Raw genomic sequence first — 23155 nt, 5'->3', positions numbered from 1 at the left:
AGAATGTCTTAATCGATGATTTTGTCTTCGCTTGGTACATATTTTAATACTTCTGCATCGATTTCTTCTAATGATTTACCTACACATTTATGAGAAACAGGCTTTTCAATAACACAATTGTTCGCAAGTTGCATTTCGCGCGCACGCTTTGCAGCTACTGTTACAAGCGTATATTTAGAATCGATTTTTGTTAATAATGAATCAATTGATGGATTTAACATAATTATAGACCCTCCGTCATTTCTTTATAATATTTTGCTACTCTTTCGCGGCGGCAATGTTCGCCAACCACAATTGCTTTAATTCTGTCGCAAGCTAATTCAACTTGATCGTTTTCTACAACATAGTCATAAGCGTCCATCATTTCGATTTCTTCTTTCGCTACAGTTAAACGATTTTCAATAACATCTTCAGTTTCTGTACCACGACCGACAATTCGGTTCTTTAGTTCAGATAAACTTGGAGGTGCTAAGAAAATAAATACACCTTCAGGGAAGGCTTTCTTAACTTGAATTGCTCCTTGTACTTCAATTTCTAGGAACACGTCTTTTCCTTCTTGTAATGTTTTTTCAACATAATCAATTGGTGTTCCGTAATAATTACCAACAAACTCAGCCCATTCAAGTAACTTTTCATTACGAATCATTTCTTCAAATTCTTCTCTCTCTTTAAAGAAATAATCCACACCATCTACTTCACCTTCACGCGGTTTACGCGTCGTTACTGAAATAGAGTACTGAAAACGTGTATCCTCATGGCTAAACAGCTCTTTTCGAACCGTTCCTTTCCCAACCCCAGAAGGTCCTGAAAGAACGATGAGCAATCCTCTTCTACTTCTCATAAATATGTAAAACCTACCCTTCCTCACTTAAATCTTCTTTATTATTCAAACGATGTGCAATCGTCTCTGGCTGAATTGGACTTAATACTACATGCCCATCATCCATTACAATAACCGCCCTTGTTTTTCTCCCATACGTAGCATCAAGCAAAGCATTATGTTCACGTGCTTCCTGTACTGTTCGTTTAATAGGAGCTGACTCCGGACTTACAATAGCAATAATTCGATGAGCAGATACAATATTTCCGTATCCAATATTTAAAAACCGCATGGCCATAGTTTGCGCCTCCTAGTAAGTCTATCCGATTTCTCCACCACGTATAACTTTATATATTTTTTGAAAGCTACTCAATATTTTGTACTTGTTCACGAATTTTTTCAAGGTTATTTTTCATTTCTACAACATATTTTGAAATTGTTAAGTCATTTGCCTTAGAACCAATCGTATTAATTTCTCTATGCATCTCTTGCACGATGAAGTCCATTTTCCTTCCAACAGGCTCTTCAATCTGCAGTGTTTCACGAAATTGATCTAAATGACTTTGTAAACGAACTAACTCCTCGTGAATATCACAACGCTCTGCAAACATTGCGACTTCTGTTAGCAATCTTTGTTCATCTAAATCTTGATTATGTAATTCTTTTAAGCGATTTTCTAATCGTTCACGATACTTTTGTGTAACAATTGGTGCATGTGGAATAATTGCATTTACACAATTGTGAATCTCTTGCAAACGATACGCTATATCTTTATGTAATCGTTCTCCTTCGCCATCTCTCATCGTTTTTAACATATGAGCAGCTTGGCGAACAGCCTCATATAAACTGTTTTCAAATTGTTCATTTACATTTTCTATTTCTTCAATTGCCGTTACTTCTGGCATTCCCATTAGTTGCCCGAGTGTAATAGAATCTTGTAATTGAAATTTCCCTTTTATATCTTCCATAATGGATTGGTACTGCTTGAGAAGCTCCCAATTCACACTTAATTTTCTTTCAACAAGCCCTTCACCTGTTATACTAATAGACACTTCAATACGTCCACGGCGAACTTGTCCTGCAATTATTTTACGAATTTTGTCTTCAAACACCATCATTTGCTTCGGAAGTCGAATACTCATTTCTAAAAAGCGATGGTTCACCGACTTCATTTCTACTGTTATTTGAAAAGTATCATTTTCTACTTTCGACCTTCCAAATCCTGTCATACTACAAATCATCTTTATCACATCCAAGCCATGAAATAACTCAATGAAAAAGGTAATAGAGACAAGGCTCTACTACCTTCTGTAAATTATATCATATTTTCATATCATTGACTATTTCAAGTTTAATCCCTTCTTATATAACAGTGGCTTTTTCTTTTGATCCTTTTTTCTTGTTAATAAAGATCCTACTAATAAAAAAGTCGGAATAGATGATAATCCTCCAATTAACAACCAATCTCGTGCTTGTATCGGCATTGTGCTAAAAATCGGCTGTAATGGTGGATAATATATAACTACAAGCATTAACAGTAAAGAAATAATAACCGCCCCTACCAAATATATATTTCCAAACGGGTTACGATGAAATATAGAATGTTCACTACGACAATCAAATACATGAATAAGCTGAGCAAGTACTAATGTTGCGAAGGCTACCGTTTGTGCATACTTTAATTCATTTGGATGCTGGTTAAATGCAATAATAAACGCTACTAATGTCACTGCTCCGATTAGAAAACCACGACTTATAATTTTCCAGGCAAGCCCTCTAGCGAACACCCCTTCTTTCGGATGGCGTGGTGTTCTCTTCATGACATCTCCTTCAGCCTTATCCAAACCTAATGCCATCGCTGGTAAACCGTCAGTAACTAAGTTCACCCATAAAATTTGAATTGGAACCATCGGCAATGGCAGTGCAAGTAACATCGCAAATAACATAACTAAAATTTCACCAACGTTAGATGCTAGCAAATATCGAACAAACTTCCGAATATTTTCATATATGTTTCTACCTTCTTTAATCGCCGATTTAATCGTAGCAAAGTTATCATCTAACAAAACAAGTGAAGAAGCTTCTTTTGCAACATCTGTCCCTGTAATTCCCATCGCAATCCCTATATCAGCTGTTTTAATAGCTGGAGCATCGTTCACTCCATCACCTGTCATAGCTACTATATGCCCCTTATTTTGCAGCGCCTTAACGATTTTCAATTTATGCTCAGGAGACACTCGAGCGAATACATACGTATCTTCTACAATATCTTCTAATGCCTCTACATCCATATTCGCAAGTTCTACACCTTCAACAACGCGCCCACCCGCTGGTAAAACCCCTAACTGTTCCGCAATTGCCATTGCTGTCACCTTATGATCTCCTGTAATCATTACCGTTCTAATACCAGCTTCCTTACACTCCTTCACCGCCTGCGCCACTTCTGGTCTTGGCGGATCTATCATTCCTTGTATTCCAACAAGCATAAAATCCTGCTCTACTTCTCTTTCATGCTCAATTGAATCTGTAGCTTTTAACGGTTTAAATGCCACCGCAATCGTTCGTAAAGCTTGACTTCCTAAACTATGAATCGCTGCCTGCACTTCTTTTCGATACATTTCACTTAAAGGCTGCTGTTTATTCCCCCATAAAATCGTTTGGCTCATTTGCAATAGAACATCTGGCGCTCCTTTTGTAATAACAAATTTTTTCCCTTCACAATCACGAACGATAACGCTCATCATTTTTCTAGTTGAATCAAAAGGAAATTCACGAATCACTTCAAACTTTCCTTTAAGAGCTTCACGTGATATTCCCGCCTTCATTGCAGCAGCTACGAGAGCTCCCTCTGTTGGATCTCCATCTAACACATACGTCTTTTTCTTTTGAATAACATTCGCATTATTACATAAACAGCCAAATGTGAGTAGTTGATACAGTGATTTCGTCTTAGTAGGGTCAATTACTTCTTCACCTTTCATAAACGAACCTGCCGGCTCATAGCCTTGACCTGTTACTTTCCACAATTCTCCGCCTGACCACATATGTGTTACCATCATTTTGTTTTGTGTCATTGTTCCTGTTTTATCTGAGCAAATAACAGAAGCACACCCTAACGTTTCTACAGCTGGCAACTTTCGCACAATTGCTCTCTTTTTAATCATACGCTGTACACCAAGTGATAGCGCAACTGTAACGATAGCTGGTAATCCTTCCGGAATAGCCGCAACTGCGAGCGAAACCCCAGCCAAAAACATGTGATACACTTCATTCCCCTGATATACACCAGCTAATACTACAAGAGCTGTCAAAATAAGAGCGACAATAATTAAAATTTTCCCTAGCTGTTCTAACCTTCTTTGTAATGGTGTTTCCATTTGCTCAGCATTTTGCAACATATTTGCAATTTGGCCCATAGCTGTATTCATTCCTGTCGCTATGACTACCCCTGTTCCAGCACCTCTCGTTATCATCGTCCCCATAAATGCCATGTTTTTTTGATCACCAATTGAAACATCTTGGCCTTGTAATGCTTCTACCTTCTTTTGTACCGGTACTGATTCCCCTGTAAGAGCAGACTCTTCGATATATAAACTCGAAGATTCCACAAGACGAACATCCGCGCCAATACGATCACCACTAGAAAACTTAATAATATCACCTAAGACAAGCGCTTTAGACGGTGCTTTTATCCACTTTCCATTTCTTAGTACCGTAACTTGAGGAGCTGCCAACTCTTTTAAAGCTTCCAACGATTTTTCAGCTTTCCTTTCTTGAAAGAAACCGAGGATACCATTGATAATAACGATTGCAACAATTGCAATTGAATCGATATATTCTCCTAAAAAAGCTGAAATAATTGTTGCACCAAATAAAACAAGTACCATAAAATCTTTAAATTGCGCTAAAAACACCATAAGTGCAGAAGGCCGCTTTGCTTCTTGCAATTCATTTGTACCAAATTTCCTTAATCGCCCCTCTGCTTCTTGCTCTGTAAGACCTACCTCCACATTCGTATTCGTTCTTTCCTCCACTTCATGTGCTCGCATTTCATACCAATTCATCTTGCCATCGACCTCCTGATTCCAGACATACTCTAATGAAAGCTTATTCAGCCTCGTCCAAAAAAATGCTATAATTAACTTTTAGTTAGAAAGGAGTGTTCATTTATGGCATTCGATGGATTATTTACAAGAGCGATTACACATGAAGTTGCAAATTCTCTTTACACGGGAAGAATTTCCAAAATATATCAACCTTCAAAATACGAGATTTTATTACATATTCGCGCAAACGGAAAGAATCAAAAACTGATTCTTTCCGCTCATCCGACATATGCACGTTTACACTTAACAAACCAAAATTACGATTCACCTGCACTTCCACCAATGTTTTGTATGCTTCTCCGCAAGCATTTAGAAGGTGGTTTCATTGAAAAGATTGAACAAATTGATTTAGAGCGCATTATTCAAATTACAGTCCGCAGCAGAAATGAAATTGGTGATGAATCGCTAAAGACATTAGTAATTGAAATCATGGGACGACATAGTAACATCATTTTAGTAGACACAAAAACAAACAATATTTTAGATAGCTTAAAACACATTTCTTTAGCAGTAAACCGACATCGAACTGTATACGCTGGAGCTGAATATATTGCACCACCAGCACAACATAAAATTAACCCGCTTCAGATTGAAACAGATGATGAATTTATTAGACCGCTAGACTTTCTATCTGGAAACATGGATAAACAGCTTGTCGGCACCTTTACGGGAATATCACCGTTATTCGCAAAAGAAGTAGTGAAAAAAGCAAGTATGGTAAATGAAAAAGCATTATCTGAAGCATTTTTCTCCATACAGAAGCCATTACTAACTCATACATATTCACCAACAATGAGTACTGCAAACGGGAAAGAATTCTTTTATCTTTTCCCTCTTACGCACTTGCAAGGAGAAGAAAAAACATTCTCATCAGTAAGCGAATTGTTAGATCGCTTCTTCTTCGGTAAAGCAGAACGTGATCGTGTAAAACAACAGGCGCATGATTTAGAGCGCTTTATGCAAAACGAAAAAAATAAAAACGAGAAAAAACTCATTAAACTAGAAAAAACATTACAAGATGCCGGAAAAGCAGATAAATACCAACTTTTCGGAGAGCTACTTACAGCCAATATGTATGCTTTGAAAAAAGGTGACAAAGATATTGAAGTCGTTAACTATTACGACGAAAATGGTGGGACTGTAAAAATCACATTAGATCCTTTAAAAACACCATCCGACAATGCACAACGCTATTTCCAAAAATATCAAAAAGCAAAAAATTCAGTTGTTGTTGTAGAAGAACAAATCGAAAAAACAAATGAAGAAATTCTTTATTTTGATAGCTTACTTCAACAAATGGAAGCTGCTTCTTCAAAAGACATCGAAGAAATTCGCGAGGAATTAGCCGAAGAAGGTTATATGCGCAATCGCAAAGCAAAAAATGCTAAGAAGAAACCAACTAAACCGGTATTGGACAAATATTTAGCTAGTGATGGAACAGAAATTTTCGTCGGCAAAAACAATAAACAAAATGATTATTTAACAACGAAATTTGCCCGTCGTGATGAAATTTGGTTACATACGAAAGACATACCTGGCTCTCACGTTGTCATTCGTTCTTTGGAACCGGCTGAAGAAACTGTACTAGAGGCTGCAAAAATCGCCGCTTATTACAGTAAAGCAAAAGAGTCTAGCTCTGTACCCGTTGATTTCACGAAAATACGTCATGTGAAAAAACCGAGTGGTGCAAAACTTGGCTTTGTTACATATGACAATCAGCAAACTGTATATGTAACACCGGATGCTGATACTGTAATGAAATTAAAAGCATAAATATAAAAAAATGCGTCGCTTGCAAGCGACGCATTTTTTATATGGTTTCAATTCCGTTCATATATCCATTCACTAATTTACAACATCTTTCTTCCCTTCAATATTGTCAAAAAAATTGACAGTGTCATTTCACATCTGTATAAATTTTTTGACAGTATGTATATAAAGTGCACCTCCAATCAATATTTTTTCATCCCCCCACTGATTATTGAAGTAATCTTGATTTTATGAACAAACCGCCTCCCACAAATAGCGGGCTAATTTTTTATCTCCCCTAAAACATATGTAGTTCCTACTATCTTTTCTTCAAATATACATTTTGGCACGCTATTTGCTTTATTCAATACTGTGAATAGGGGGAATTAACATGACTTTAAAAATTAATAAAATCCAAAATCAACTACAAAACTATGAAATTGACGGATTACTTATTACAAAAAAAGAAAATCGCCAATATGCAACAGGCTTTACAGGTAGCGCTGGCGTCGTCTTAATCTCTGCAGATCAAGCGGTTTTTATAACTGATTTTCGCTATGTAGATCAAGCGAAATCACAAATAAAAGACGCGGAAATCATTATGCATAAAGGGAATTTGGAAGAAGAAGTTGCAAATCAAGTATCGAGATTAAACATTCAAAAACTCGGAATTGAAGAAAACAACATGACATTGCAACAATATAAAAACTTACAAAAATATGTACATGCGGAAATGATTCAAGTGTGCGAAATCATCGAAAATATTCGTATTATTAAAGACACGCCTGAAATAGAAACAATGAAAATCGCTGCTAATATCGCTGATGAAGCATTTCACCACATCATTACGTTTCTAAAACCGGGAATAAGTGAAAATGATGTTCGAGATGAGTTAGAATTTTTCATGCGAAAAAAAGGAGCTACCTCCTCATCATTTCAAATTATTGTAGCTTCTGGCATTCGTTCTTCACTTCCTCATGGAGTTGCATCAAATAAAATAATCGAACGAGGCGATATCGTTACATTAGACTTCGGTGCACTTTACGACGGATATTGTTCCGATATAACACGCACTGTAGCAATCGGGGAACCATCAGAAGAATTCAAAAAGATATACAATGTTGTACTTGAAGCATTAAAACGTGGAACTGAAGCAATTAAACCTGGAGAAACTGCGAAAAGTATCGATGATATAACAAGAGATTACATTACAGAGCATGGATACGGTCAATATTTCGGCCACTCTACCGGGCATGGTCTTGGTTTAGAAATACATGAACCTCTTCGCCTATCCCAAGAAAGTAAGGCTACTTTAGAAGAAGGTATGGTTGTTACGGTTGAGCCGGGTATTTACATACCGAACTGGGGCGGTTGTAGAATTGAAGATGATATCGTCATTACAAAAGACGGATATGAAGTTATTACAAAATCAAATAGAGAACTAATTGTTATTCCTTGTTAAAAGCATGGCCTTTTTTAAAAGGAGTTTTTCTCTACACATAGAATTCTTTCTCTGGAGTCATCGTTTAAAGAGGGGGAATTTTAATTGAATTTTGTAATTGATAAAATAGATGGTTTACAGCCTGAATTTTCAAAACTTGTTTCCATGATGAATTACGCTCGTCACACAACGATGCAAGCGGTGGAAGGTTTAACAATTGAAGAACTTGATTATTTATATGATGATGAAGCAAATTCAATTGGCATGTTATTGTACCATATGGCCGCTATTGAATTTTACTACCAAATTCATACCTTTGAAGATCGTGAACCGACAGATGCTGAATTAGAACGTTGGTTACCTGCTGTTGAGTTAGGGAATCTTGGACGTGAGAAAATAAAAGGAAGCTCCATTGAATTTTACATCAATACATTACAAGAAGTACGCTCCAAAACGATTGAAACGTTTCAATCGTTACCGGACGAATGGCTATTTAAAACGACAGACTTTTGGCATGACAAACCAGCAAATAACTACTTTAAGTGGTTTCACGTATTTGAAGATGAGATCAACCATCGCGGACAAATTCGTTTAATTAAAAAGATGCAAAAAGCTCATTCAGTAAAGTAAGAAAATGCCACCGAATAAGGTGGCATTTTCTTTTATTCATTAACGAATAACTTTTCGTTTACTTTTTTAGCGACTACCGCTACCGAAATTAAAATGCATATTAAATATAGCAATTTCGCAATAAATAACCACCCTTGAAACATTACAATTCCATCTATTATCTCATTTCCTTTCAATAACAAAAACGGAATCGTGCTAATTATAATAACAAACTCGATACTGAAAACAATTTTCTTTTTTCGACTATATGCTTTCCATTCATCCCAGCGATACATAGGAGCAAAAATCAATACTCCTATACATAATATAACTGGTACCCATTCACTTTTAAGAAATTGCCCTGAAATAACTGATAATAGTAAACAAACGAGCACACCATAATACCCTATTTTCTCTCTCATTCGTACTCCCCCATTCTACTTCGCCTTTAATATGTAACTTGCTATGCTTATAACAATTCTTAGAAAAATAACAACTACAAGTACAATATAAAGACCTTTTGCAGAAGACATCCATTCTTGAAAAATAGACATTTTCTCCATTTGTTTCTGCCCTTCTATTAAAATAAACCCTACGAAAAATGAGCAAACAACAGTGATACCTATCATAATTCCGATACTTTTCTTGCTATATTGTTTCATATCATCCCAGTTATATAACAGTACAAAAACAAACCCGAAAACAGGTATGATACTTACCCATTCATTGTTTGTAAATTGACTTAAAATGATTAATAGACTGCAAGATATGATGAATCCCCAAAATCCAATTTTTTTGTGCATAGCCCCTCCTTAAATTCCATTTTTAGGATTAATTGTATTGTAACATCCATTTCTTATTCTTACCATTACAGTACATGAAATTTTTCTACACTCACATACTTTCACTGCTTTCATACAGTAAACTACACAAATGCCTAAAGGATGTGAATGTTATGGGAGTTGAATTAACGCTGTTGCACGCTCTCTATATTCTTTGTTTACTCACTATTATTACCTTTTTTATTCTCCGAAAAGATACGACGATTATTTGTATCGTTTTTATCTTTTTATTAGCATTAACCGCTACAAGTTCTATCCCTCTTGCTATTAGCGGTATTTTTCAAAGTTTCATTTACGCCATTACTGAGCTATTACCAACAATATAGATAATCCTCTAACAAAGATCATAACGAACTAGTGAAGCTACAGACCGTACCATGGGTGGGCGACCTATATATATATCGGTCTGATAGATGAAAAAAACACACCACATTTTTAAAACTTTTTCAGGCACAAGGCGTGTTGCTGAGAACGATTCTAACGAAATTAACTTTTACTTGATAGGGGGTTACCCTATAATTAAACTAACGGGCAGGTTACTTGAAAAAGGAAACTTCTCCAGTCTAATTGTATCATCATAAAAAAGGGGTGATTGGTCTTTGAAAAACATTTCGAAAAAACAGGAAATATTACTCGATGAAGAAATTGATGAACAAGAGTTTGTTAGCATAATCAATAGCATTTACAAGCAAGAGTGTTATATCTATGCGATTATTCCTGAATATGAACAAGACCTATTAAATGAACTTTCAAATGACTTTATTGAAGTTAATAAATTCCCGTTACCACGTACTTTTCCAAGGGAAATGGGTTATATGGGTTATTTAAAAGACAGTCAAAAACGATATATCTATGAATTTTATTTACGGTCAACTACAATGGATTATCTGATATTTTCCGAGACCGATGTATCGGAACAATTATGTAAATTAACCAAAAAGAATTTGGACATTTACAAAATGCTTCAATTAAATAAGGTTCCTCATATAACCATTGGTCCCGATGGTCAATGGCTAAATATAGTTGAGTATTGAGTAATTTCTTTTTCAACTAACGGGGGCTTTACTTTAAGAGGGTGTATCTTGCCATTTGTTAATAATGAATAGACATTTTTGATAAAAGATAATTTTGCGATGGTTTCTAAAAACTTTTGGGAGGTCTTGCTGCGATGACAGAAAATGAAAAGAAATTGATTGAACAGATATATGACAAGGTAGTATCAATGGAAAAGAAGGTCGATAAGTTGGACGGTAGAATGGTTAATTTAGATATTAAATTAACCTCGGTAGAAAGTAAGATGGACGATTTAAAGAATGTACATACTGGATTGCAAGCTACATTCGAACAAGGCTTTGCTGATGTACGTAAAGGATTAAGTGAGATAATCGAAATAAATAAAAACAGAAAATCAGCAAGGGAAATCGTTGAGGGCATCGCTGGGAATGGAAAATAAAAGGCGTTTTTATAAGTTGAGAAAAAACAAATGGAAAAGTTATGTGAAAGTGTTTATTCTTTATTTCATTATATTGATCCTATATGCTGTATTGTTTGAGTCTGGTAAAGAGTATATGGAGGTAAGAATGGATAATGTTCTTTTACCGCAATTATATTTGGCTGTAGGGCGTACGCTGTTGGGATTGTCGGTATGGCTTCTTCCGAATAAGTTAGGTATTAAGATTCCTTTTATTTGTAAAATTATTATATATGTCATTACGATGATACCAGTGTTTATCTTTTTAGATGTGTTGGGTTTGTTGTAGTAGTAGAGGTTGATACTTCCCTCCTATTCGACTGGAAATAAAAGTAAGGGCATGACCTATCTTTACACATATCTCGGCTGAACCCCAAATAAAGACAGAAAAGGAATCCGGTTCTTTATAGAACAGATTCCTAATGTCCGCTAATGCTTGTTGCGTGATTTTGTTCCATCTTTATCAGGTGACTTCGTTATTCAAGGTGCACTGAAATTAACTGCAGACGCTGCTGGTCTTCCTGTTTCCAGCGTTGGTTCTGCCAGTGTTCCCCTCGTAATTGTTATAGGCATTGTGACAACTTCCGTCGCATTTTTCTTCTTACGAAAAGAATTTCATACAGGACTATCCTTACAAGATTCCTCTTCATCAACTGAACCATCTAAAACTACTATTTTATTATCTCCTCACATAAAGAAATGGCTCGCAATATGTATCCCTATCATATATATCTTTGTATGATTCAATTTAAACTAGAAGGAAGCGATGCAACTGCACTTATCGGCGGAACGACTGTTATTATGATTATTTCTCTCATCGCCTACAAAGGAAATGGATTAAATAAAACGACCGATTATTTCATAGAAGGGCTCCAATTTGGCTTTAAAATTTTCGGACCAATTATTCCAATTGCTGCACTCTTTTATTTAGGAGATAGCGGATTTGTGAAAATTTTTGGAGATTATTTACCGAAAGGTTCACATGGAATCATCAATGACTTAGGAATCGCCTTATCTCAAACTGTTCCTTTAAATCAATATGTATCGGCAGGGACATTAACTATCGTTGGTGTTATTACTAGTTTAGACGGATCTGGCTTTTCCGGTATTTCGCTTGCTGGTTCGATTGCAAACCTTTTCGGAACAGCACTTGGGCATGGAACAGCTACATTAACAGCACTCGGACAAATTGCAGCAATCTGGACCTGGGGAGGAACGTTAATTCCTTGGGCACTTATTCCTGCCACTGCTATATGTAAAGTAGATCCATTTGAACTCGCACGTCGAAACTTTTTACCAGTTGTTATCGGCTTAATCGTCACCACGATCGTTGCGATGTTTATTTTATAACCGTAAGCAAATATTCTCTTGCTTACGGTTTTTTATTGTAAAATTCATCATCTATTACCGGCTTTCAAAAGGTATTATGTATATGGCAGCGAAGTTATATTAGGAGAGTATTTATTTCAAAACGTTTACGAGAAACAGATTACTTCAATTAGAAAAGGGGACATAACTATGAATGAATTGATTTTCGTCTTATTAATTTGTCCATTACTTATCTTTATCGTTTCTGTTATTGGAACACGCAAGACGAAAACGTATTACGTAATGCCGGTTGTAACGTTTGCTAGTTTTTTAATAATAGGTGTTATCGCCTTTACTCCAAAATTTTTCTTTTGGGTTGGCATGTACAGCATCTTCTCATTTATCGTTTCTTACATGACGCTCTTGTTTTTGAGAGGGTATGAGGTTGTGGAAAACGCTAAATAGTTGTTAGCAGGGAGATTATAATATGATTTTCTTTGATATTGATGGTACTTTACTTGATTATGATACCGCTGAAAGTAAAGGTATTATAGATTTCTTTCAAACATATAACACCCTTTTTTCAGGTAATGAATTAGAAGCCACAAAAGTCTGGAATGCATTATCAGAAAAATATTTCAACAAGTTTTTATCCAAGGAATTATCTTTTCAAGAACAACAAGGGATGCGAATGTATCATTTATTTAAAACATACGGAGTAAACTTATCACCCTGGGAATCTCAGCACAGATTCAATCAATATATAAAACTATATAAGAACAACTGGACCCTGTTTGAAGATGTACTCTATACATTAAAAACCTTGCAGCAAAGAGGCCACTCATTAGGTATCATTAGTAATGGTAACTATGAACAACAAATCGAAAAATTAACAGCTCTAAACATTCTACAATATTTCAAATATATTTTTACTTCTAGTGAAATTGGTATATCAAAACCAGACCCTGAAATTTTTCACAGAGCCGTATTACAATCGAATCTTAAAATGAAAGATTGCTATTATATTGGTGATCGATTAGAGACTGATGCAATTAGTAGTACAGTAGCTGGAACGCAAGGGATATGGTTAAATCGAGATAACTCTCAACGCAAGTGTGATGTTCCTACTATATGTTCTTTACATGAAGTTTTAACGATGATATAAAAAGACGACCGCGTTCCCCCGCAGTCGTCTTTTCTCGTATTACGCTGTAACCCAAGCCTCGTTAGCTGGATTTTTACGCCACTCTTGTAATTTTTTCGTTTCAGCTTGTCCGATCATACCTTTTTCTGCTGCAACTTCAGTTAATGCACTGTAATCACTTAAAGAATATGAAGCTACGTTAGCTGCTTCTAATTTTTCTTTTCCTGACTCTAGCTCGTATGTGAAGATTGATACGATTCCTAATACTTCACAGCCAGCTTCGCGAAGTGCTTCTACACATGTAATTGCACTACCGCCAGTTGAAATTAAGTCTTCTACTACTACTACTTTTTGACCTTTTTCAGCTTTTCCTTCGATTTGGTTCCCTTTACCGTGACCTTTTGCTTTACTACGTACGTAGCACATTGGTAAATCCATACGATCGCTTACCCATGCAGCGTGCGCAATACCAGCAGTTGCTGTTCCTGCAATAACTTCTACAGTTGGGAAGTGCTCTTTAATTAACTCTTCTAATCCAGCTGCAATCGCTTGACGTACTTTTGGATAAGATAAAGTTAAACGATTATCACAATAAATTGGTGATTTCATACCAGAAGACCAAGTAAATGGATCATTCGGTTGTAAAAATACTGCTCCAATTTCTAATAAATGCGATGCGATTTCTTTTTTCATACTGTTACACCTTCCCACTGTTGTTTTACTGTTTTATACGCTTCAAGCGGATTTTCTGCTTTTGTAATACTACGTCCAACTACGATGTAGCTTGAACCAAGTTCCCTCGCACGTTTCGGTGTTGCTACGCGCACTTGGTCATTCACATCATCGCTTGCAAGACGAATCCCCGGTGTTACTGTTACAAATTCATTTCCGCATACTTCACGTAATTTTGGAACTTCAAGTGTTGAACAAACAACTCCATCAAGCCCACTTTCTTTCGTTAATTTTGCATAATGAGCAACCGCTTCTTCTAACGTTTTCTCAATGCCAATCTCTTTTTTCATCATAGCTTCCGAAGTGCTTGTTAGTTGTGTAACTGCAATACAAATCGGTCTCTCTTTTCCTTCTTGCTTACCTTCCTCTAATCCCTCAATCGCAGCTTTCATCATACTGCTTCCCCCAGCAGCATGAACATTTACCATATCAACATCTAGACTAGCTAGGCTACGCATAGCGCTTTTTACTGTATTCGGAATATCATGAAGTTTTAAATCTAGGAAGATCTTATGCCCTTTTTCTTTTAAGTACGTAATAATCGCAGGGCCTTCTTTGTAAAATAACTCCATACCAACTTTGACAAATAACTCTTCCCCTTCAAAGTGGTGTAAGAATTGTTCTACATCTTGTTTCCCTGGAAAATCTAGTGCAACAATTAACGACTGTGACATGTTTGCTTCCAGCTCCTTCCTTGACACTCCGAAATGTGATCAAATCCTAATTCATCTAGTAACGCTGGTAACTCTTCAATAATTGTCGGACATACGAACGGATCTATGAAGTTCGCTGTGCCAACTGCAACCGCGCTTGCGCCAGCATAGAAGAATTCAATTACATCTTCCGCTGTTTCAATACCACCCATTCCGATAATCGGAATGTTAACCGCTTGACTTACTTCATGTACCATACGAATTGCTACTGGCTTAATCGCTGGCCCTGATAGTCCGCCTGTACGGTTTGCTAAAATTGGTTTTGCAGTTTTTAAATCTAGACGCATACCAAGCAATGTATTAATCATCGTTAAACCGTCCGCACCTGCATTTTCAATTGCTTTTGCAATCTCCACAATGTTTGCCACGTTCGGTGACAATTTCACATATACCGGTACTTCAGAAACCTCTTTTACTCGCTTCGTTAAATCAGCAGCAATTTCAGGATTCGTACCAAAAGCGATACCACCCGTTTTTACGTTTGGACAAGAAATATTTAATTCTAGCGCATGAACATTAGGTGCCTTTGAAATTTCCTTCGCAACTGCTACATAATCCTCAGCTTGTGAGCCAGCAACATTTGCAATAATCGGAAGATCAAATTGCTCGAGAAAAGGTAATTCAGAATTCATTACCTTTTCTAATCCAGGATTTTGAAGCCCGATTGCATTTAGCATTCCGCCTGGTGTTTCAGCAACACGAGGCGTTGGATTTCCATATCGTGGTTGTTCTGTTGTCGCTTTAATCATAATTGATCCAAGTACACTTAAATCATAGAACTGTGCATACTCACGACCAAATCCGAAGCAACCAGATGCTGGGATGATTGGATTTTTTAATGATAACCCTGGTAATTCAACTTGCAATCTGTTCATAGTACAACCTCCCCGATTGGAAATACTGGTCCGTCGCTACACACCTTCTTGTAAGAATGTCCACTCGGATCTGCTTGCAGATGGCATACACATGCGAAACATGCTCCAATGCCACAGCCCATACGCTCTTCTAATGAAATGTAGGCTTTTCTCTCTTTATAGCGTCCTTCTAATGCACGAAGCATCGCTAAAGGTCCACATGAGTATAGAATGTCAAAGTCAATTCCATAGCTATCAATTACATCTGTTACAAAGCCTTCTGTACCATGCGTACCATCAACTGTTGCAACATACGTATCACCAAGCTCTGCGAATTTCTCTTCATAGAAGACAACATCTTTCGTTTGGAAACCTAAGATGTGAATAACGCGTACTCCCTTTGCTACAAGACGTTGTGACAATTCATATAGTGGTGGTACACCAATTCCCCCTCCAACTAATAGAGCCGTTTGTCCAGCTTCCGCTTCTTCTACAGGAAAACCATGTCCTAGTGGTCCTAATACATCTACAAGTTCGCCTTGTTTTCTTTTTGCTAATGTTTTTGTTCCTTGTCCTTCCGCACGATATAGCATTGTAAATTCGTTCTTCTCTTGATCTACATTACAAATACTAATTGGGCGGCGCAGAAGGGGCGCAATGCCCTCTGCTACCTTAATGTGTACAAACTGCCCTGGTTCGTTCATTTGCTGTACTAAAGTTCCTTGAAGCACTAATTCGTAAATGTTTTTTGCGATTTCTTTTTGGTTAACGACAATCATATTTTGCTTTTGCATCATGCATGTACCACCTCGTGACGCTTCGTTTGCGTAATTTCTTTCATTGAATGAGCTGAGAATGTCATAGATTCTAATACTCGTAAGATTGCTCTCGTTGTATCAAGTGATGTTAAGCAAGCCACACCATTTTCTACTGATTCACGGCGAATGCGGAAACCATCACGCGCTGGTTGTTTTCCTTTTGTTAATGTATTGATTACAAACTGTGCTTTTCCTTGACGGATAATATCTAGTAAGTTGTAGTCTTCAGAATCAATTTTGTTTACAACTTGTACTGGAATGTTTTGCTCTGCTAATGTTTGTGCTGTTCCAGCTGTCGCTAATAAGTTATAACCGATTTCGTGGAAGCGTTTTGCGATTTCCATCGCCTCTTCTTTATCTTTATCCGCTACAGTGATGATTACTGATCCGTGCGTTGGGATGTTAATTCCAGAAGCAACTAACCCTTTGTATAAGGCTTTTTCAAGTGTTAAATCTTTCCCCATTACTTCCCCTGTTGACTTCATTTCAGGTCCTAATGTTGTATCAACTGAGCGTAATTTCGCAAATGAGAATACCGGTGCTTTCACATACACTTCTTTCTCTTCTGGGTGATAGCCAGTTCCATATCCTTGTTCTACAAGGTTTTGCCCTAAAATAACTTTCGTTGCGACATTCGCCATCGGTACGCCTGTAATTTTACTTAAGAATGGTACCGTACGGCTCGCACGTGGGTTTACTTCAATTACATACACTTGATCTTCGAATACTACAAACTGGATATTTAGTAATCCAATAATGTTTAATCCTTTTCCAAGTGCAATTGTATGTTCAATAATTTGTTCTTTCAGTTTTGCAGATAAGCTCTGTGGTGGATATACTCCGATTGAGTCACCAGAGTGAACTCCAGCGCGTTCAATATGTTCCATAATACCTGGAATGAATACATTCTCACCGTCTGAAATTGCATCTACTTCAATTTCTTTACCAACCATGTAACGGTCGATTAATACTGGGTGATCTGCGTGAACTTTAACGGCATTTTTCATGTAGTGCAGCAGTTCTTCTTGACGATATACGATTTCCATTGCACGTCCACCTAGTACGTAAGACGGTCTTACTAATACTGGGTAACCAATTTTGTCAGCGATTGCTACTGCTTGCTCTACAGTCGTTGCTGTTTTACCAACTGGTTGCGGGATACCAAGCTGTGTTAGAGCTGATTCAAACTTATCACGATCTTCTGCACGATCTAAATCTTCAAGTGATGTTCCTAAGATTTTCACACCGTGTGCTTCTAATTTAGCAGCTAAGTTAATTGCTGTTTGGCCACCGAATTGGACGATAACACCTTCTGGCTTTTCTAAATCAATAATGTGCATTACATCTTCGATTGTTAATGGCTCAAAGTATAATTTGTCAGAAATACTGAAGTCTGTTGAAACTGTTTCTGGGTTGTTATTAACAATGATTGCCTCATATCCAGCTTCTTTTATTGCCCATACAGAGTGAACTGTTGCATAGTCAAACTCAACCCCTTGACCAATACGGATTGGACCAGACCCTAGTACAACTACACTCTTACGATCTGTTAAAATCGATTCATTCTCGTCACCATATGTGCTGTAGTAATATGGTGTTGCAGATTCAAACTCTGCCGCACAAGTATCTACCATTTTATAAACAGGAGTCATTTTGCTTTCTTTACGTATATCGTAAATTTCACGCTCTGTTTTATTCCAAGCATTGGCGATGTAATGGTCGCTGAAGCCCATTTCTTTCGCAGATTGTAATACTTCCATATTTCCTACATTTTCTTTTACTTCGCGTTCCATATTTACGATATTTTCAACTTTTTGTAAGAAGAAGAAGTCCATTTCACACCATGAGTTAATTTCTTCTTTCGTTACACCTTGACGGATTGCTTCTGCTACAACGAACAGACGCTCATCATCAGCTTTTATAATACGTTTTTTCATTGTTTCTTTATCAAGCTCTTTTAAGTGGTCTAACTCTAAGTGATAGATACCAAGCTCTAAAGAACGAACTGCCTTTAATAAGGATTGTTCTAAGTTACGTCCGATTGACATAACTTCACCAGTTGCCTTCATTTGTGTACCAAGCGTTCTGTTCGCTGATTCAAACTTATCAAATGGCCAACGTGGAATTTTTGAAACGACATAGTCTAATGCTGGCTCGAAGCAAGCGTATGTTTTTTGTGTTACTGGATTTATAATTTCATCTAATGTTAAACCGACTGCAATTTTCGCCGCTAACTTCGCAATTGGATATCCAGTTGCTTTAGATGCTAGTGCAGATGAACGACTTACACGTGGGTTTACCTCGATTACATAGTATTGGAAGCTATGTGGATCAAGTGCAAGCTGAACGTTACATCCACCTTCAATTCCTAATGCGCGAATAATTCGTAATGAAGTGTTTCGTAACATTTGATACTCACGGTCACTTAATGTTTGGCTCGGCGCTATAACGATTGAATCACCTGTGTGTACCCCTACTGGGTCAATATTTTCCATGTTACATACTACAATCGCGTTATCATTTGAATCACGCATTACTTCATATTCAATTTCCTTACAACCAGCAATACTCTTTTCTAATAAACATTGTGTTACTGGACTATGTTTTAATCCACCTGATACGATTTCAATTAGTTCTTCTTCATTACTACAGATTCCGCCGCCTGTTCCCCCCATTGTAAATGCTGGGCGAACAATAACTGGATAACCAATTTCTTTTACAAATTCATGTGCTTCTTCCAGCGTATGAATAATCGTACTAGATGGAATTGGTTCATTTAATTCCTGCATTAATGTACGGAATAAATCACGATCCTCCGCTTGCTCGATTGCTGATAATTTTGTTCCTAAAATTTCAACTCCGCACTCTTCAAGTATGCCTGATTTCGCAAGTTCAACAGCCATATTCAATCCTGTTTGACCACCTAATGTTGGTAAGATTGCATCTGGACGTTCTTTACGAATAATACGGCTTACGAATTCTAATGTTAATGGCTCAATGTATACTTTATCTGCTGTTGCAGTATCTGTCATAATTGTTGCTGGGTTCGAGTTAACAAGGATTACTTTGTAACCTTCTTCTCTAAGAGATTGACAAGCTTGTGTACCAGAGTAATCAAACTCTGCTGCTTGCCCAATTACAATTGGTCCTGATCCGATTACTAAAATTGTGTTAATGTCTAGGCGTTTTGGCATAACTCTTCCCCTTCTTTCTTGAAGTTTTCAATCATTGCTAAGAAATCTTCGAATAAATCATTTGCATCTTCTGGTCCTGCTGAAGCTTCTGGATGGTATTGTACTGTAAATGCTGGGAACTTCGTATGACGAAGACCTTCTACTGTTCCATCATTTAAAGCAACATGTGTAATTTCAAGTTCTGTATTTTTAACTGATTCTTCTTCTACTGCATAACCATGGTTTTGAGATGTAATTGCTACTTTTCCAGTTGCAAGATTTTTCACTGGATGATTTAAACCACGGTGACCAAATTTTAACTTACTTGTATTCGCACCAGATGCTAGAGCGAATAGTTGATGTCCTAAGCAAATTCCGAATAAAGGAACTTTACCGATAATATCTTTTAACATTTCAATCGCTTCTGGTACATCTTTTGGATCTCCAGGTCCGTTACTTAACATGATTCCATCTGGGCTAAGGCGTAAAATCTCTTCTGCTGTTGTATTGTAAGGTACTACAATTACATCACAGTCACGCTTATTTAATTCTCGTAAAATACCATGTTTCATTCCGAAGTCTACAAGTACAACACGATGACCACGACCTGGGCTTGGATATGGATCTTTTGTTGATACACGTTTTACATGATCTGTAAAGACAGTTGCTTTCAATTGGCTAACGATGTCCTCTACATCCACATCCATATTGCAAAGACGTCCGCGTAATGTACCGTATTGACGAATTTTTCTCGTTAATTTTCTCGTATCAATTCCTGCTAATCCTGGGATGTTTCTTCCTTTTAAGTAATCATTTAACGAAATTTCATTACGGAAGTTTGATGGGTGATCACAAATTTCGTTTACGATTAAACCATTTACAGATGGGTGAATTGATTCAAAATCGTCACGGTTAATGCCGTAGTTTCCGATTAATGGGTACGTAAATGTTACAATTTGACCGCAATATGATGGATCAGATAATGTTTCTTGATATCCAGTCATTCCTGTTGTAAATACAACCTCACCTGACTTTTCGATTTCTCCTCCGAAACCTTTTCCAATTAATACTGTTCCATCTTCTAAGATAAGTTGTCTTTTCATACTAATGCACTCTCCTTTTGCCATGCGATCTTACCACCAACGATTGTCATTACCGGCCATCCTTGGCATTTCCAACCTGCGAATGGTGTATTTTTTCCTTTTGATAAGAATGTTGTTGGATCAATTTCTTCTTCTTGTTCTAAATCAATGATTGTAATGTCAGCTGCTCTACCTTCTTTCAGGCGACCTGCTTCTAAACCGAATGTATCAGCTGGCTTTTCTGTTAAGTATTGAATTAACTGCTCAAGTGTGATAATTCCTTTTTTCACAAGGTTTGTGTATAGAAGCGGGAATGCTGTTTCAAAACCAGTAATTCCGAATGGTGCTCTTTCAATTCCTTGTGCTTTCTCTTCCGCTGTATGCGGGGCATGATCAGTTGCGATCATATCGATCGTTCCATCTAATAGCCCTTCAATTAACGCTGCGTGGTCTTCTTTTCCACGAAGCGGTGGGTTCATTTTAAAGTTAGGATCAGCTGACGGGATATCATCTTCACATAACACTAAGTGATGCGGTGTTACTTCTGCTGTTACTTTAATACCAGCGCGTTTCGCATCACGGATTACACGTACAGATCCTTTTGTACTTACGTGACATACATGATAGTGACAATCTGCCGCTTCAGCAAGCAGTATATCCCTTGCAATATGTACAGATTCACATACTGATGGGATACCGTTTAGTCCGTGTTTCTCAGAAAACTTCCCTTCATGTACACAACCTTTATTAATAAGTGTATTCTCTTCACAGTGTGCAACTACTGCCATATTCAATTTCGCTGCACGCTTCATAGCAGCTAACATCATGCTCGCATCTTGTACGCCTACACCATCATCAGTGAAAGCAAATGCTCCAAGTTCTTTTAATGTTTCGAAATCTGTCATTTCAGAACCTGCTTGGCGTACTGTAATTGCTCCGTATGGTAGTACGTTGACATGTGCTTTTTCTTTAATACGTTTTTGCAGGTCTTCCATATGTTCTCTGCAATCTGGTACTGGACGTGTATTTGGCATTGCACAAATTGTAGTGAATCCACCTTTTGCTGCTGCTAATGTTCCCGTTTCAATTGTTTCTTTATGTTCACCACCTGGTTCACGAAGATGAACGTGTACATCTACTAATCCAGGTGCGATTAACTTTCCATTTACATCGATTACTTCAGCATTATCTGCCGTAATATTTTCTGCTACTTTCGCAATTTTACCGTCTTGTACGAGAAGATCTGTTGCTACGATGTTTCCTTCTTCATTCATATAACGACCATTTTTAAACAAATAGTTCATGTTTCATTCCTCCTAATACATTTGGTAAGGCGCGTTTTAGTACAGCCATTCTTACGTAAACTCCATTTTCCATTTGTTTGAATATGCGCGAACGCTCACACTCAACAAGTTCACTTGCAATTTCAACATCACGGTTGAAAGGAGCTGGATGCATAATAATGCTTCCTTCTTTCATACGTTTTTCTCTTTCAACTGTTAATCCATGTTGCTTGTGATACTCTTTCATGATGTCTGTTTCATAATGATCATGACGCTCATGTTGTACACGTAGTAACATCATCACATCCACTTCTGGAACAAGTTCATCTAATGCTTTGTATGTTCCAAATGTGTTATTTTCATCTTTCCATTCTTCTGGACTTGCAAAGTAAATTGTCGCGCCCATTTTTGTTAAAGCCTCTGCATTAGAACGTGCTACTCGGCTATGACGAACATCTCCTACTATCGCAATCTTTAAACCTTCAAATCTTCCAAACTCTTGTTTAATTGTTAGAAGGTCCAGCAGACATTGCGTTGGATGATTTCCGCATCCATCACCTGCGTTTAAGATCGGGATGTTTACCTGATCTTTTAATTCATCGAAATAACGATCTTGCTCATGGCGGATGACTACCGCTTTTGTTCCGATTGATTCTAGTGTTTTTATCGTATCGTATAAAGTTTCTCCTTTTTGTACGCTAGATGAATCTGCTGAAAAGTTTAATACGTCAAGACCTAATCTCTTCTCAGCTACTTCGAAGCTAAATCTCGTTCTCGTACTATTCTCAAAGAACAAGTTTGCAACAAATGTTTGCTCTGTCGTTTTTCTCTCTTTTCCATTCGCAAAATCTTCTGCGTCTTTTAGGATTTCTGAAATTTCTCGTTCCGATAATTCACTCATCGTTAACAAATGGCTCATCGTCATCCCTCATCTTTCTGATTTTATGTTATCACTTTTGTATTTATATAACAATATCCGCATAAAAATACCCTAGTCGTGTGAGACTAGG

At 37.2% G+C, this 23155-nt stretch carries 23 protein-coding genes and 2 pseudogenes; 10 read left to right on the top strand and 15 right to left on the bottom strand.

Annotation, left to right across the window (positions count from 1 at the left end):
- Positions 1 to 8: 8 nt before the first annotated feature.
- From rpoZ to JDS80_RS03295, 5 genes are all read right to left on the bottom strand, one after another.
- Positions 9 to 221 carry a DNA-directed RNA polymerase subunit omega gene (gene rpoZ / locus JDS80_RS03315; protein ID WP_071746811.1) on the bottom strand — a complete coding sequence of 71 codons (213 nt, stop codon included), beginning with the start codon at positions 219 to 221 and terminating at the stop codon, positions 9 to 11.
- A 2-nt stretch (positions 222 to 223) separates the two neighbouring features.
- On the bottom strand, positions 224 to 841 hold the full coding sequence (gene gmk, locus JDS80_RS03310; RefSeq protein ID WP_001257739.1) for a guanylate kinase: 618 nt from the start codon (positions 839 to 841) through the stop codon (positions 224 to 226).
- 13 nt (positions 842 to 854) lie between these two features.
- Positions 855 to 1118 (bottom strand): extracellular matrix/biofilm regulator RemA, encoded by a 264-nt coding sequence (remA, locus tag JDS80_RS03305; RefSeq protein WP_001251456.1) that lies wholly within the window; start codon positions 1116 to 1118, stop codon positions 855 to 857.
- A gap of 67 nt (positions 1119 to 1185) precedes the next feature.
- Positions 1186 to 2061 carry a YicC/YloC family endoribonuclease gene (locus JDS80_RS03300; protein ID WP_071746812.1) on the bottom strand — a complete coding sequence of 292 codons (876 nt, stop codon included), beginning with the start codon at positions 2059 to 2061 and terminating at the stop codon, positions 1186 to 1188.
- 99 nt (positions 2062 to 2160) lie between these two features.
- Complete coding sequence (locus tag JDS80_RS03295) at positions 2161 to 4884, bottom strand: calcium-translocating P-type ATPase, SERCA-type (protein ID WP_199637080.1); 2724 nt, start codon at positions 4882 to 4884, stop codon at positions 2161 to 2163.
- Between the two features lie 105 nt (positions 4885 to 4989).
- Between JDS80_RS03295 and JDS80_RS03290 the strand changes: the two genes are divergently transcribed.
- The 3 genes from JDS80_RS03290 (at position 4990) to JDS80_RS03280 (ending at position 8746) form a co-directional block, all read left to right on the top strand.
- Entirely contained in the window at positions 4990 to 6699 is a 1710-nt protein-coding gene (locus JDS80_RS03290) for an Rqc2 family fibronectin-binding protein (RefSeq protein ID WP_199637078.1), read from the top strand.
- A 367-nt stretch (positions 6700 to 7066) separates the two neighbouring features.
- On the top strand, positions 7067 to 8137 hold the full coding sequence (locus JDS80_RS03285; RefSeq protein ID WP_071746815.1) for a M24 family metallopeptidase: 1071 nt from the start codon (positions 7067 to 7069) through the stop codon (positions 8135 to 8137).
- Positions 8138 to 8221: 84 nt separating this feature from the next.
- Positions 8222 to 8746 carry a DinB family protein gene (locus JDS80_RS03280; RefSeq protein ID WP_199637077.1) on the top strand — a complete coding sequence of 175 codons (525 nt, stop codon included), beginning with the start codon at positions 8222 to 8224 and terminating at the stop codon, positions 8744 to 8746.
- 32 nt (positions 8747 to 8778) lie between these two features.
- On the opposite strand, the gene JDS80_RS03275 is transcribed toward JDS80_RS03280, so the two are convergent.
- Together JDS80_RS03275 and JDS80_RS03270 are read right to left on the bottom strand one after the other, a co-directional pair.
- Positions 8779 to 9147: a YoqO family protein gene (locus JDS80_RS03275; RefSeq protein WP_071746817.1), complete on the bottom strand. Its 369-nt coding sequence runs from the start codon at positions 9145 to 9147 to the stop codon at positions 8779 to 8781.
- Between the two features lie 15 nt (positions 9148 to 9162).
- The gene (locus JDS80_RS03270; protein ID WP_071746818.1) at positions 9163 to 9528 is read right to left on the bottom strand and encodes a YoqO family protein; all 366 of its coding nucleotides are present in this window, start codon (positions 9526 to 9528) and stop codon (positions 9163 to 9165) included.
- 152 nt (positions 9529 to 9680) lie between these two features.
- Between JDS80_RS03270 and JDS80_RS03265 the strand changes: the two are divergent.
- The 7 genes and pseudogenes from JDS80_RS03265 to JDS80_RS03235 all read left to right on the top strand — a co-directional run.
- Positions 9681 to 9890, top strand: a pseudogene (locus JDS80_RS03265) (hypothetical protein); the annotation flags it as partial.
- Positions 9891 to 10166: 276 nt separating this feature from the next.
- Positions 10167 to 10601, top strand: a complete 435-nt coding sequence (locus JDS80_RS03260) for a hypothetical protein (protein WP_199637075.1) — start codon at positions 10167 to 10169, stop codon at positions 10599 to 10601.
- A gap of 134 nt (positions 10602 to 10735) precedes the next feature.
- On the top strand, positions 10736 to 11020 hold the full coding sequence (locus JDS80_RS03255) for a chromosome segregation protein SMC (RefSeq protein ID WP_071746820.1): 285 nt from the start codon (positions 10736 to 10738) through the stop codon (positions 11018 to 11020).
- 127 nt (positions 11021 to 11147) lie between these two features.
- On the top strand, positions 11148 to 11327 hold the full coding sequence (locus JDS80_RS31335; RefSeq protein WP_242477333.1) for a hypothetical protein: 180 nt from the start codon (positions 11148 to 11150) through the stop codon (positions 11325 to 11327).
- A 168-nt stretch (positions 11328 to 11495) separates the two neighbouring features.
- Positions 11496 to 12388: pseudogene (locus JDS80_RS03245) on the top strand (hypothetical protein); the annotation flags it as partial.
- A gap of 168 nt (positions 12389 to 12556) precedes the next feature.
- Complete coding sequence (locus tag JDS80_RS03240) at positions 12557 to 12811, top strand: YbeF family protein (RefSeq protein WP_199637073.1); 255 nt, start codon at positions 12557 to 12559, stop codon at positions 12809 to 12811.
- A gap of 22 nt (positions 12812 to 12833) precedes the next feature.
- Positions 12834 to 13511, top strand: a complete 678-nt coding sequence (locus JDS80_RS03235) for an HAD family hydrolase (RefSeq protein ID WP_199637071.1) — start codon at positions 12834 to 12836, stop codon at positions 13509 to 13511.
- Positions 13512 to 13550: 39 nt separating this feature from the next.
- Here JDS80_RS03235 and pyrE read toward each other — a convergent pair whose 3' ends face one another.
- The 8 genes from pyrE to pyrB are packed head-to-tail and all read right to left on the bottom strand — an operon-like array spanning position 13551 to position 23064.
- Complete coding sequence (pyrE, locus tag JDS80_RS03230) at positions 13551 to 14183, bottom strand: orotate phosphoribosyltransferase (RefSeq protein ID WP_016086574.1); 633 nt, start codon at positions 14181 to 14183, stop codon at positions 13551 to 13553.
- Positions 14180 to 14896, bottom strand: coding sequence for an orotidine-5'-phosphate decarboxylase (gene pyrF / locus JDS80_RS03225; protein ID WP_000083488.1), 717 nt, complete (start codon positions 14894 to 14896; stop codon positions 14180 to 14182). The genes pyrE and pyrF overlap by 4 nt, the downstream gene beginning before the upstream one ends.
- The gene (pyrD, locus tag JDS80_RS03220; RefSeq protein ID WP_001081053.1) at positions 14881 to 15810 is read right to left on the bottom strand and encodes a dihydroorotate oxidase B catalytic subunit; all 930 of its coding nucleotides are present in this window, start codon (positions 15808 to 15810) and stop codon (positions 14881 to 14883) included. The genes pyrF and pyrD overlap by 16 nt, the downstream gene beginning before the upstream one ends.
- A complete protein-coding gene (gene pyrK, locus JDS80_RS03215) occupies positions 15807 to 16586 on the bottom strand; it encodes a dihydroorotate oxidase B electron transfer subunit (protein ID WP_071746825.1) in 780 nt (259 codons plus the stop codon). The genes pyrD and pyrK overlap by 4 nt, the downstream gene beginning before the upstream one ends.
- Complete coding sequence (gene carB / locus JDS80_RS03210; protein WP_071746826.1) at positions 16583 to 19801, bottom strand: carbamoyl-phosphate synthase large subunit; 3219 nt, start codon at positions 19799 to 19801, stop codon at positions 16583 to 16585. The genes pyrK and carB overlap by 4 nt, the downstream gene beginning before the upstream one ends.
- Complete coding sequence (locus tag JDS80_RS03205) at positions 19786 to 20883, bottom strand: carbamoyl phosphate synthase small subunit (RefSeq protein ID WP_071746827.1); 1098 nt, start codon at positions 20881 to 20883, stop codon at positions 19786 to 19788. Before JDS80_RS03205 ends, carB begins: the two co-directional genes overlap by 16 nt.
- Positions 20880 to 22166: a dihydroorotase gene (gene pyrC, locus JDS80_RS03200; RefSeq protein WP_199637069.1), complete on the bottom strand. Its 1287-nt coding sequence runs from the start codon at positions 22164 to 22166 to the stop codon at positions 20880 to 20882. The genes JDS80_RS03205 and pyrC overlap by 4 nt, the downstream gene beginning before the upstream one ends.
- Positions 22150 to 23064, bottom strand: a complete 915-nt coding sequence (gene pyrB, locus JDS80_RS03195; protein ID WP_199637067.1) for an aspartate carbamoyltransferase — start codon at positions 23062 to 23064, stop codon at positions 22150 to 22152. Before pyrB ends, pyrC begins: the two co-directional genes overlap by 17 nt.
- Positions 23065 to 23155 lie beyond the last annotated feature (91 nt).

The sequence above is a fragment of the Bacillus cereus group sp. N8 genome (assembly GCF_016483685.1).
GTDB classification, from domain to species: domain Bacteria; phylum Bacillota; class Bacilli; order Bacillales; family Bacillaceae_G; genus Bacillus_A; species Bacillus_A proteolyticus.
This window is presented reverse-complemented; position numbering and strand designations above follow the sequence as displayed.